The sequence below is a fragment of the Microbulbifer maximicatervae (SeqCode) genome (assembly GCF_052468095.1).
Genome location: NZ_CP174332.1, coordinates 4549808 through 4562685 on the forward strand (window position 1 = coordinate 4549808; position 12878 = coordinate 4562685).

At 45.9% G+C, this 12878-nt stretch carries 11 protein-coding genes; 2 read left to right on the forward strand and 9 right to left on the reverse strand.

All coding sequences use genetic code 11. The features are described 5' to 3' along the window. Positions 1-4: 4 nt before the first annotated feature. Complete coding sequence (locus ACJJIL_RS20265) at positions 5-280, forward strand: hypothetical protein (protein ID WP_413664215.1); 276 nt, start codon at positions 5-7, stop codon at positions 278-280. Positions 281-342: 62 nt separating this feature from the next. Here ACJJIL_RS20265 and ACJJIL_RS20270 read toward each other — a convergent pair whose 3' ends face one another. The 5 genes from ACJJIL_RS20270 to pepB form a co-directional block, all read right to left on the reverse strand. Next, complete coding sequence (locus ACJJIL_RS20270) at positions 343-1059, reverse strand: CARDB domain-containing protein (protein ID WP_444926549.1); 717 nt, start codon at positions 1057-1059, stop codon at positions 343-345. A 291-nt stretch (positions 1060-1350) separates the two neighbouring features. Continuing rightward, the gene (locus ACJJIL_RS20275) at positions 1351-2397 is read right to left on the reverse strand and encodes a DUF3667 domain-containing protein (RefSeq protein WP_445360619.1); all 1047 of its coding nucleotides are present in this window, start codon (positions 2395-2397) and stop codon (positions 1351-1353) included. A gap of 67 nt (positions 2398-2464) precedes the next feature. After that, positions 2465-3619 (reverse strand): DUF3667 domain-containing protein, encoded by a 1155-nt coding sequence (locus tag ACJJIL_RS20280; RefSeq protein WP_445360620.1) that lies wholly within the window; start codon positions 3617-3619, stop codon positions 2465-2467. Between the two features lie 233 nt (positions 3620-3852). Continuing rightward, positions 3853-5007, reverse strand: a complete 1155-nt coding sequence (locus ACJJIL_RS20285) for a DUF3667 domain-containing protein (RefSeq protein ID WP_445360621.1) — start codon at positions 5005-5007, stop codon at positions 3853-3855. A gap of 232 nt (positions 5008-5239) precedes the next feature. Continuing rightward, positions 5240-6529, reverse strand: a complete 1290-nt coding sequence (gene pepB, locus ACJJIL_RS20290) for an aminopeptidase PepB (RefSeq protein WP_444906536.1) — start codon at positions 6527-6529, stop codon at positions 5240-5242. 165 nt (positions 6530-6694) lie between these two features. On the opposite strand from pepB, the gene ACJJIL_RS20295 reads away from it, so the two are divergent. Beyond that, a complete protein-coding gene (locus tag ACJJIL_RS20295) occupies positions 6695-8113 on the forward strand; it encodes a hypothetical protein (RefSeq protein ID WP_444926545.1) in 1419 nt (472 codons plus the stop codon). A gap of 57 nt (positions 8114-8170) precedes the next feature. Here ACJJIL_RS20295 and ACJJIL_RS20300 read toward each other — a convergent pair whose 3' ends face one another. From ACJJIL_RS20300 to ACJJIL_RS20315, 4 genes are all read right to left on the reverse strand, one after another. Continuing rightward, positions 8171-8536, reverse strand: a complete 366-nt coding sequence (locus tag ACJJIL_RS20300; protein ID WP_444906538.1) for a thiol-disulfide oxidoreductase DCC family protein — start codon at positions 8534-8536, stop codon at positions 8171-8173. Between the two features lie 35 nt (positions 8537-8571). Further along, on the reverse strand, positions 8572-9039 hold the full coding sequence (locus ACJJIL_RS20305; protein ID WP_445360622.1) for a cupin domain-containing protein: 468 nt from the start codon (positions 9037-9039) through the stop codon (positions 8572-8574). 53 nt (positions 9040-9092) lie between these two features. After that, entirely contained in the window at positions 9093-10496 is a 1404-nt protein-coding gene (locus ACJJIL_RS20310) for a rhomboid family intramembrane serine protease (protein WP_445360623.1), read from the reverse strand. Between the two features lie 138 nt (positions 10497-10634). Beyond that, positions 10635-12797 (reverse strand): mechanosensitive ion channel family protein, encoded by a 2163-nt coding sequence (locus tag ACJJIL_RS20315; RefSeq protein WP_445360624.1) that lies wholly within the window; start codon positions 12795-12797, stop codon positions 10635-10637. Positions 12798-12878 lie beyond the last annotated feature (81 nt).

Below are 12878 nucleotides of genomic sequence, written 5' to 3' on the forward strand. Positions count from 1 at the left end.
GATTATGAACTTCTCTTCATTAGCTTTTGCCATGCTCACCACAGCTACTACTCCTAATAGTTGCACAGATGGTATCGCTTTACTCCATGGAGTAACAGCCATTGCCGCTGAATACCCTTGGCTGAGTGCAGATAAAAAAGATTATATAGTCCGAGACTATCCACGAATGTATCTCGTGCTACCTAAAATACCAGGGGAGCAAACAGTCGGTAATGAACAGCCTAATGCTGCGGTGGATAAAGAAAGCTGCCAGGTTATTAATGTGTTTCTTTCGAGCTGATCTTATTTAGTATCTCAAAGCTCCCTACGGCTTAGTTCCGGGAGCTCTCCCCCTATCTACTACTACCCTTGCTCGGCATAAGTCAGTGTATTGTTATTTTCGTTACACTCATCGACGAGATTGGTAAAGTCAGCAGTTACCTCTAAAACCGCATCCGGATCAAAAACCCAGTAACCCAAAGTAAATACAATACTTACAGTGCCACCTGCTGGAATTGCAGGCGTCGCCTGTACATCGTTGGCTAGTGTATCAATATCTAAAAGGCGAGCCTGGCTGATTGGCGCTGCAAGAGCACCTATATTAGTGATATCGACTACGATGATGGATTGCCCGGTTCCAGGATTCCAGATCGGATCATAGATTTGGCTCACTATCAGGTCAGGTTTATTACATACACACAGACACATATAGTGATCATCTTCTTTGACACCATAAGGAGTTCCGACATAGCAAACCGACTTATCGTCAAACTGATTGCCATAGAGCCAGTGAGATGATGGGTCATTGACAGGTTTCTCGATTATTTCAGGGTCGCGAGTTACCTTACAAACACTGGTAGATTCAAAATCATCTATCAGGTCAGTAGCAACCTCTGACTCAGGCACCCCTCCAACCCAAATTGCACAAGTCCGACGACATGTCAGTGGACCCTGCCCCTGCCAATAATTTGGAAACCAACCCGCTTCATAGTTTTGCATACTTAAATCTTGAATTGGATCTGCATAACTGCTAGAAGCTAAAATCCCTAAGATAACTACACGCAATATAGATTTAAACATAACGCCCTCCATTTAAGTGAATACACCTATAAATTTACCCATCCAGATTCATGTAACTTAGACTGAATTTATGGGCAGAGCGATTGTAAACTGTGCTTAATGAATATCTATGGAGACAGTAAAATTCTGGCGGGCATTAATTTTGCTTTCTATTGAATGAAAACAAAAAACAAACACCTTCAAACCGCGTATCTCTAATAACAATTAGAATAGAAATCCATCTATCATACAATTATAAATAACAAAATTACGCAGCTGGATCAAGAATCACAAATTGGAATAACCAGAAATTTATAATTCAGCCAAACTATAAAATGCGGCCATTACCGTACAGAGTATAATTAGTGGCAGATAAACAAAATTTAAAGCCGAGAATTTAATACAGGTCGAGACCCACCCCTCTTTATAAATATTCTTTTGCATCACTAGTAAATTTATTGGCATCCACAGGAAAAGCAGTAGCAAAACCCCATAACATAAAATTTCCACCAAGAACAAAGGCTCAACAAGTTCTTGCAAGAGAAAAATAGCAGTTCCTAGCAACAACGTTAGGCTCACATATGCATGGCTATGGAGCGATACAATAACATGTTCCATGTACAATTTTTCTCTACACGCATAAAGTAACCACAATATACCTGAGTATATTGGTAGCATAAGTAACAGCATTGTAGGAAGAGATCCGAAGAAAGCCTTAGCAAAGATTGTAGGGTTTTCCGACACTCGCTCAATATTACTTCTCGCCTTTTTGAATTCGATATCAAACCAATGACGCCATGACTGCGGCATAAATTCTACGGTATAGACTTTTTCTTCAATAATTGAGAGTACCCGATTAAAAGATATCGACCATACTTCTTGCTTATTTTCTGCTCCACGAATGTCCAATTTCCTGCCACCAGGTAAATCCCAGTCAAATTGTTTTTCTGTCTCACCTGTGGACGACGGAGCCATTTTGGCGACAACATTATCGCTAGTGCGGATAGGCTGCGCTTGAGCAATACTCCAATCACTACTAATACGAATCAGAAAAAAGGCGCTTACGCAAAGAAAGATAAACAGCTTTACCGGGCTTACATATCGTGCTCGCCTTCCAGATAAGTATTCTATCGTTAAAAATCCTGGGGATAACAGTAAAGCCGGCAGTGTTTTCCATAAGCGTGAATCAAATGCCACAAGGGTATTTAGAAAGTCTCTAATTACACTTGATAAGCGTCTCACAATACCTTCTGCTGACTGTCCACAGCCATAACAGAAATGCCCCAATAAAATTGTATTACAGTTAGAGCAATAATCTTGCCTATCTACCGACGTTTCCTTTCGACTTCTATTACCCACTATATCTTCCGACTATATATAACTGTAAACTTTAAATGTCCATCAATTTATATCGCTAAAACCGTTATTACAATCCAGCCAAGCTCCAAACAATGGCAAAAACCGCCCCAATTGATAATAAACACAAGTAAGTCATCCCCAATACTGAATATTTACAAAAGGTTACAAACCAGCCTTGCCTATATATACGCTTTTGCATCCAAAGGAGATAAACCAGAACCCAAAAAATCAATAAGGTTATCAGGGCCTCTAAAGCTAACGTTATAGCAGTATACCCAACCATGTTAACACTTAGCATATATAAGATATTTCCAATCAGGATACTTAGAAATATAAAAGCATGACTATGCAAAGCTACAATTAAGTGTTCCATATATAGTCGACGCTTAAAGATATAGAGCACCCATAACATCATGGCAAACATTGGCAACATGATTAACAGTGCATAAGGAAGCGTCTTAAGAAATGCTTTCTTGAACCGATTTGGATTTTCAGTAACTTGTTTAATATTCTGGTTGGCATTTTCAATCTTGGCATCCATCCAGTCTTGCATGGGCTTTGGCAGGCCTTTGATATCCATTCTTATCAATTTATTATCTGGATCATTGGCTGATGACTGCCAAACCGGCTCCGAATCCTCTTGAGAAATTATTCGCCCCTCATTACTGCCTTTAACAATCTCATTTTTAATACCTCTTTTAATACCTTCTTCAACCTCCTCTTTAGCTTCGATAAGGCTTATTTCAGCCTTCTTAATTTCTCCTAGCAGGCCTTTTCGTTCAGGAATTTCAGTATGTACTGGCCGATCCGCCTGCAAAAGGAGGTCGACACCCGACGCTTCTAACTGAGGTCCTTCGTTTGAAGGATCAACATCCGTAAAATTGATTGTCCAGTCTCCACTCAAACGAGTTACAAAAAGACTAGTGATACAGAGAAAAATAAATAGCCGTACAGGGCTTACATATCGAACACGACGACCAGAAAAATACTCTGTTGTTAAAAATCCTGGTCGGAAGAATAGCGCAGGTATGGTTTTCCATGTTCTGGAGTCAAACGCCAATAAGGTATCTAAGAAATCACCGATTACAGATGAAAAATTCCGCACCATACCTTTAACGGGCTGACCACAAGCATAACAATGGGGACCTAACAACTGTGTACAGCAGTTTGCGCACTTATTATCTTCATTACAAACACTTGCTATTGATGTCGTACTACTCAAGACCTACTTCCTTCGACATTCCCTTTAACTACTTACCACCAGTAATCCGAAAGTCCAATTTTCTGAACTGAATTACGGATATAAAAATTTACAATACAATATTCTGAATATAGATGGTGCTGCGAGCGAACTCTTTAACTTAAATAACTTAACATCTAAACAACACAGTTTCACCTACACCAACCATTAAACGCTTATGCGTTTAGTGGTTGGAATCCTATTAGAATATATCCTTATAACTCTGCTAAACTCCAAAATACAGTAAGAGCCGCACCAACAGATAATAAAACTAGATAGGCTAAACCCAAAAAAGAATACTTTAACAGGGTCATGATCCAACCCTGCTGATATACACGCTTTTGCATCCAAAAAAGATATATAGGAACCCAAAGAACTAATAGTGCCATCAAACTGTTAAGAGATGAGGATATAAATGCGTATCCTTCCAGTTGACTACTAATACTATAAAACAGGTTGCCAATCAGAATACTCAGGCAGATAAAAGCCTGGCTGTGTAACGCTACAATCAGGTGCTCCATATAAAGTCTGCGTTTAAAGACGTAAAGCACCCACAGCATCATGGCAAATATTGGCAGTATGACTATAAGAGTTGACGGAAGAGCTCCCAAGAATGCTTTTTTGAAACGATTTGGATCATCAGTCACCCTTTCTACATTTTTATGGGCGCTCTCTACCTTACGGTTAACCCAATCTTCTAATGGTTTGGGAAGCCAATCAACTTGAAGAAACTCTCTATCTAACTCACTAATAGTCTCATTCAATCCTGAGGCCAGTTCCTCTTTAGAAAGGTTTTCCGATCCATTCTGGCCTCCATCAATCTCACTTAAATCTTCATTGAGTTTATGCAAACCACCGGTAAGCTTCTCTTGTTCGCTAATCAGATTTTTCTCAACATCTTCCAAAACAGCGACAGCATAACTATTGTTAACGTGCTTTTCTTTGCCTTTTCGAATATCTTCGATGGCGTCGTTATAACCTTGGCTCGCTTTTTCAACATCGACTGACTCAACGTCTACATTTCCAAAATTAATAGCCCAATCACTATTTATCTGGGTTACAAAGAAGCTGGTGATACATAGAAAGATAAACAAGCGTACAGGGCTGACATAACGGACCCGTCGACCAGAGAAATACTCAGCGGTTAAAAATCCAGGTCTAAAAAACAGAGAGGGTATTGTTTTCCATGTGCGGGAATCAAAAGCAAGCAGGGTATCAAAAAAGTCTCCAATTACTGAGGAGAAATGACGAACCATGCCTTTAACCGGCTGACCACAGGCGTAGCAATGGGGCCCCAATAGCTCTGCATGACAATTGGCACAATGGTTTGGATTATAATCCGAATTATTTGTAGAGGTTGCAGTGCTCATTACCGCTCACCGAATCACTGATTATCTTATTTACCTGGCAAAAGCTTCCAGGCCCAAGTATCTGCTAACGAACCAGAACCGAAATACCTCAATTAGCAGAACTCTACTAATATCCCGATTATCAGCTGGAGTACAATTTTTTTAATGACTTATAGGTATTAAGGGAGAGGTAAAAGAAACGCGCCGACTATTAGGCGCGTTTCGAAGGGAAATTGGCATAAATTGCCGGTTGCTAATTATCCAAAAGGAAGCGTGCAATTGTACGCAGGCCGTGCCCTTTAGCACCTGGCGCCCACTGATCATTGCCACTGGGCTGGTAAGAGCCTGAAAGGTCCATATGCACCCAATTGCGCCCTTCATCCCGTACAAAGCGAGCCAGGAAGGAGGCTGCCGTAGATGCACCAGGACTTCCCTCAATACCAACATTGGCGATATCGGCAAAGTTGGATGGGGTTTGCTCAAGGTGGAAACGCTCTAAAGGAAGTCTCCACGCCTTTTCATTTTCCTCAGAAGCTGCAGACAATACCTTTTGGGCTGCTTCATCTTCAAAACTAAAGACAGAGTTGAAATCCCGACCTACAGCCATCTTTGCTGCACCGGTCAGAGTAGCGGCATCCAATAACCAGCGAGGATCTTCTTCCGAAGCTGCAATTAAACCATCGGCCAGCACCAGGCGCCCTTCAGCATCGGTATTCAGTATTTCTACACTCACTCCGTTTTTATATTTAATAATATCGCCCAATTTAAAGGCATGACCGGAGATCAGATTTTCTGCGCAGCAGAGATAGAGTTTGACCCGCTTGTTGAGACCTCTGGCTATTGCAAGAGCCAAGCCTCCAGTTACCATGGCCGCGCCACCCATATCGGATTTCATTGTGGCCATGTTGTTGGACGGCTTAATGCTGTAGCCGCCGGAGTCAAAAGTAATTCCTTTACCCACCAAACACATATCAACCGGCGCCTGGTCATCACCCGTCGGGTTGAAGTCCACTTGTAACATCACCGGCTCACGTACACTACCACGCCCAACGTTGTGGATACCGACAAACCCTTCACGCAGTAGGTCATCCCCGGCAACTATACGGTAAGTTACCGCACTGGGAGCCAGCTTTTGCAGCATTTCTGCAGCGCTCTCCGCCAATACACGCGGAGACACATCATCAGGAGTACCATTAGTAATTTCACGAACCCAGCGACTGGCATTTTCACGGGCGGCGAGTTCTTTTAACTCGGCGCTGTCATCAGTCCCCCAGTCAATTTTGTTGGATTTACGCGGGTTAAAAAAACCTGCCCAAAATGCCCAGCGGCTTTCAATGCTCCAGCTTTCTCCTTTGAGGACAGCATCGTTGACCCCCATACCATCGAGCTTTCGGGCAGCTCGCTGCGCTGCAACCAACACAGCGCCTTTCGCAGCGCTAATATGAATATTGGCAGCGCTACCATCAAAGCTCAGCAGTGCTGATTCTCCCCAGGGTTCCGGCGCAAAGCCCTCAACCAAATGAATATGCATAGCCTTTGTCATACAACACCTATTTTGAAACTTGTGTACCAATTTTATCGGTATTTCTCCTGCATTCTAACAGGACATTAAAAATACTTGATGATTGCACCGCCACCGAGTCGACAGATAAACTGTGAACCAAGACAAAATTACTATTAAGTAGAGAAATTCGTTAGGGAAGAATAAATGGCTGATTCCTGCCACTATCACACTAGCAAGACTGCATCCTGGCAGTGCCAGCCCTGCAACCGTCAGTTCTGTGGCGAGTGTATTCCGGGTTCGAGTACCAATTACCATGGGCAGGGTCCCGAATGCCCGCTCTGCCGCGATAGCCTGGAATATATTGGAGCCAGTAACAACGCCAAGCCTTTTTGGCAAATGGGGCTATTTTACTTTCTCTATGCTTTTAAGCCTGGCCCTCTAACAATCATGGCTGTTGCAGCAGCGGGCAGTATGGCAATAACGTCAATGGGTCTTCTGACCCTTATCGCTTTGGTAGCCATTGTAGCTGTTGTATCCCGCTACAATCTCTTGGTCATCGAAAGACTCGCAGGAGGCCAACTGGAAGCCCCTCCACTGGCAGATGCACTTGATGGCAATGGTGCAATGTTATTTCTGAAAGTCATTGGAATGACATTGATCGCCGGTTTTGTTGGCTACAAGCTTGTACAATTTACTGGGAGCCTCAATGTCATAATGATTTATGCGGCCGCCCTGTCATTTTTAGCGCCGGCTGCAATGATTGCCTTAGCGCTTACCCATAGTTTGAGGTCCGCAATCAACCCACTCAAATTATTGGAATTTACCCTAATCATTGGCTGGCCCTATTGGTTGCTGTTAATTATTACCAATATCATTTCTTTCGCACCCAATATACTAATGGCCGTGGTCAGCGATAAACTGCCGGCTTGGGCAATTTTCCCGACCACGGCAGCCATTGTCTCTTACTTTTCCATCGTCTCAAGTGCTGTAATGGGATATATCTGCTTAACTCGACAGCAAAAACTGGGAATAGCTTCAATACAAGAAGATGATGAAAATTACTTAGAGGAAAATGAATTCCTGTGTAAGCGCGCTCGGGCTGAGGCGCAAATATTTTTACGCGAAGGGGACTTCAAGGGCGCTCGCCAGGCTTTGGTTGAAGGGTTGCGCCGCTTCCCTAACGACGAAACTCTTAATGAGCGCTACTACCGCCTTTTACTTGCTACTGACGATAAAAAAGCCCTTCAGGAGCTGGGGCCACATCTACTAGAAAAATTTGTACAGATAAATCGCCCACATAAGGCAGCTGAACTGTATTTGGCCACAGAGCCCAGCCTGACTGTAGCTAAGCCCGAGATACGCCACGCACTAGCCAAAGTGCTATACCAACAGCATAAGTACCAATTGGCAGCACAGCTGCTCAATAATTTACATAAAGAAGCCTATCCACAACTCGATGCTGCCTATCTGTTATTGGCACAAGTGTATATGGATGGATTGGATAGAGAGGACTTGGCAAAAAAACTACTGCACTTTGTCCGACAGAAATTTCCAGAGAGTACTTTGCGTTCTGAAATCGATACCCTGTGGAAAGTACTTAACAGCACTGCCGAAATTCACTAAATAGCAAAATATGGGTAGCCATCTATGGTAGCTACCCTAAACCTAGCCCGACATTCGCTACCAATGCTTTAGCGCCCGATTCCATAGATACAAACCTCGCGCAAAAACGTTGTAACCTTTATTCAAAAACCACCTAAGGCCGGCTAGCTTCGACACCCTAGCCTTCCATTGCTCCTTGGGAGAGTTCTCCCAAATTGTAATAAAAGCTTCGTAGCCTACTTTCAGATTTCCATCCGCATCCAATACATGCAACCGCTCACGGACAAACTCTAAATCTGTATTCAGTTCCTTGGCTTTATCTTCATCAATATGAACATCCTCCCAATCCACTTGGCAGGAGACGGACTTTTTCTTTTGTGCTGAAATTCCTGCGTTACAGACTGGACAAGCAGAATTATAAAAAACCCGAATCTTTTCAGGCATAAGCTAAAAATCCATTCTTTTTCTACCGGCGAAAACTACTTAGGGTGGTCAATGTCATCGCGGTTCACCAACTCCCAGGGTAAACCATTATTTCGGTAGATCCGCTGATTTTTTTCTGGGTAGTCGGCAACATCATGTTGCAGTCGCTGGCCTACAACTATGCAACGCAAGGTCACTTCTCCCACATTGCGCATCACATGAGCTGGGCCACCAGCGGGGTAGCCAATAAAATCCCCTGCAGAAACCTGGTGGTGATCATCACCAATACGCACATCGGCTCTACCCTCCAGGATATAAACACATTCGTCTTCAAAATAGTGACAATGGAATTCTGTGGATTCATAACCTGGCTCGATTTCGATCATATGGAAACCAAAGCCGGATATGCCGGTAATATCACCCAGGGACTTGTTTTTACGCACCGCATTGGCATTGAGGAAATGTACCTTGCACTCCCCCTCCATCCCTGCAATTTCGGTCCCGGTCAAAATATAGCGACTCACTCTGCCCCCAATACATTACTTAATTATTTATAAGACATACCAAATTATGTTCTTCAACCTGAGGCAGCCATATCTTGGGTCATCTCTTTCACCTCGCGCGCGCGGCCTTCCTCACCCAGGCGACGATAGTAATTGACCAGGACCATTCCCAGCTTGGGAATCAAGGGGTGATTCACTCGCTGCTGTTTCAAGTGGCGCAGTAATTCCTCTAGCCACGGCCAGTCCTTTTCCTCCGCTGCACGCCGTGCCATCAATAAATTTGCCTTTCCGGTGAGCGCCTTTGGACTTTTTGTTGCCGCCAAGTAGCGGCGATAGCCACTTGCCAGGGTATGGCCATCGATCTCCAGATTTCCTGCCTGGGCAAATAAAGCGAGATTGGCCCGGTGGTAACCTTCACTCTCTGGCGCCGCTGAGGTCAGTTCTATATAGCGCTCAATCAGTGTTAACGCCTGTGGATATTGCCGCACCGCTGAGGCTGCCGCTTCAGTGGCTTCCAGGATTTTTCCCTCTTCCAAAAAACGATCAATCCGCGCCAAGGCTACCCTTTGGGGGGACGGGGCCTCCTCTTCCTCCGGCATAGGTTCCACCATCGGGCGCCAGTACAACACCGCCAAAGTCAGGGCAAAACCCGCAAGTAAACCACCAGTATGGGCCCAATAGGCAATGCTGGCATCTCCATACAAATAACCGAAAATCTCCTTACCCAACCACAGCGGTAACACCAGCAGCGCCGGTGCACTGAATTCGCCAAACATAAAACCAATGGTGTAAAAGAAACGTAGCCGGCGCACACCGTAAACCGCGACGAACATGCCCATAATTGCCGAGACCGCACCGGAGGCACCCACCATCGGTACATGGCTGCCGGATTCCACCAGCACATGCAGACCTGCTGCCGCCAACCCTCCCACCAGGTAGAGCCCTATAAACCACACCCCTCCCAGGGCTAGTTCAACAGACAAGCCAAACAACAGCAGAAACACCATATTGCCAATAAGGTGATCCCAGCTACCGTGTAGAAACATATGGCCAAAGGCTCCAGCAATACTCGGGTCTGCCGGTATCAGCCCCAGTGCGTTGCTACTGACCCTATCCCGCAGTTGGGCAAACTCCTGCCTCTGTCGTAACCACTCGGTCTCACCCTCGGCTTCGAGCTTCGGCAACAGCCAGTGGTGGAATTCAGGGTTACCGAGGGATTCCCGGTAAAAAAACTCTTCCCCTTCCACACCCATCTGCGCTCTCCACTCTGGGTGCATTTCATTGACATACACAAGAAAACGTTGCTCCTCGAGGTCCGGTAAGTCACTCTCAAAATAGTAATCTTCAGCTTCCTGCCAGCGAGCTTCATCCCCCCCTTGATAGAAAACAAACATCAGCAAGTTAAGGGCAATCAACGCAAAACACATTAATGGCGGCCGGCGCCAGTCGGGTTTGTTTTGGATGGGGATGATCAGCACGGGCTTCCCTTATTGTGATTTCATCAGCGCCCTGTGAGAAAACGCAGTAACACCGGTAAATGAACTTGCACCGACACAAAGGCCAGTGGGCTGAAAATACTATGAAATCCCGGAGGTGTCATGCCAGCCGGACCTCACTTACTTCCTGGCGGTACGGCCAATGATCGCCGGAACATCCCAACTGCGCAGATGCAGATCTCTCTGAGGGAAAGGTACCTCAATACCCTTATCGCGAAATTCCCGCAACAACTCCAAGTTGTACAGGGCATAGGAGTCTCCCAGGGAAGTCACCATATTGCTGTTGACCCACACCACCAACTTGAAGTCGAGGGCATTATCTCCGAACCCCATCAGCCACACCTCGGTTTTTCGCTTCCAGTCGGTATGGGTGATATTGACTCGAGCGGCAGCTTCCAGGGCAGCTTCCCGCACCAAATCTGGGTCCGAGGCATAAGACACACCAAAGGGTACATGAATACGGCGCACAGGATCATCCAGTGTGTGGTTAATAACCCGGCCCGCAACAAACTCAGTGTTGGGCACCAAGATATCCACATTGTCCCGCGTGGTAATACGGGTTGAGCGCACGCTGATATCGCGGATGCGGCCAAAAACGCCCGACTCCAGCTCCACCAGATCACCCACTTTGAGAGGGCGCTCAAACAGCAAAATCAAACCGGAGATAAAATTCGAGAAGATCGCCTGAAGCCCAAAGCCAATACCTACCGACAGGGCTCCAGCGACCAGGGCCAACTTGGAGGTATCCAGGCCCAACATGCTGAGCACCACAATCAGGGCCGCGGAAATAAAGATGTAATGCAACACCCGCCCAAGATTGTACATGGAGGATTCACTGGCATGCTCCCTGCGCACAAGCCGGCGCAGGAAGGCCTGGGTGAGTCCAGACAATAGCCAGGCCCCCACCAAGACCACAATCATCTTAGCGATCAACCGCAGGGTTATCGGGTTCTGGGCAACGGTAAATAGCTGATAATCCGCCAACTTACGCCAGCGGTTATAAGCTTGTCTTGCGCCCAGTGCGACTCGTTCGCGCACTGTTGCCCACCAACCCTGGCGCTCCTTGTAAACCTCCAGCTGGGCCTTTTCATAGCGCTGAATATCCTGTTCGAAGTCATTGGCGCGGGCCAAGCCACTGCCAATACGCTCAAAGTAAGACCACCAGCGACTCAGGTCTTCATTCTCTTCATCTTCACGCCAGGCCACCACTTGGCGCTGGCGCACCGCCAACTCCCGTGACGCACTTTCAATCACAGAGTTGGCGTTTTCCAATAAATCCCGACTGATAATCAGGGGGCGCTCTTCGCCCTCTTCATTCAGAACCTCATTGATGGATTGCAGCAACTCACTTTTGCGTTTTTCCAGCTGCTCCTCCAGCAAGTCCACTTCAAGCTGCATCAGGGTCAGGTCTTTCTGCATATTGATGGTGGGGTCAGTGGAGGGTTCTGTAGTGCTTTGAATACTGGTGCGGGTCGCAGAAATACGTTCGATTTTCTTTTCGTTCGCGGCAATATCCTTATCTATTTCCTCTGCATCTTTACTGGAGTAGACGAGGGTATCCAGAAGTCTCCGCAATTTAATTTCTGCGCTGTTAATCTTTTCCCGCCAGGTTCCCAGGAAAGTATTAACGGTACTCAGCTGCTCAATAATATTTAAGTGATTTATTTGAGCTAAAAGTAGGGCCTGCGCCGCCTCATCCTCTTCTCGTCCACTGGAATCCCGCAGCACAATCACTTGCTTGCGCAGTAAAGATAGAGACTGGGACTGGGTTGATTTAAGTTGACGAGCCTCCAGTTCTACGCCTTTCAACCTACGTCGGCCACGGCTGATGGCAGAATCGGCCTTGGCCCAGTTCAATACCGTTGGGTTCTCTGGAAAATCCACATCTGGCATTAAAGGGACTTTCAGGTACTCCTCTCGTTTTTTCCAGGTAATTGCGATCCCTTGTAGACTTCGGCTAATCTTTTCTGCACCTTCCTGTAAGGCCTCATCCTCCGGCAAATCCTTTTCCCACTCCTCCCAGCTCTTTGTGACCAAGCTAAGCCATTCTCGTCGCTCTTCGGGAGATGCACTGGTCCATCCAGTCCACCAATCTGCAGAGGGGTCAGCAAAATCTGGAACCTCCGGCTTAAACTCCTTGGGTTTACTACCGGGAAGTTGGGCGACACTGGAAACAGAGACACAGGCGACACTAAAGAAAAGGAGAAATGAAAGGGCGAGGTGAAGAAAAGAAAATTCTTTGCCGGCACTACAACGAGGGATAAAAAGGCTGGCACCCGGCATAAAATACTTCTATCCATGAAAAAATCCGGCACTAATAAAATAGGCGCCTACTGGGCCATATTGTTCAGTGTAGCCCAGGGA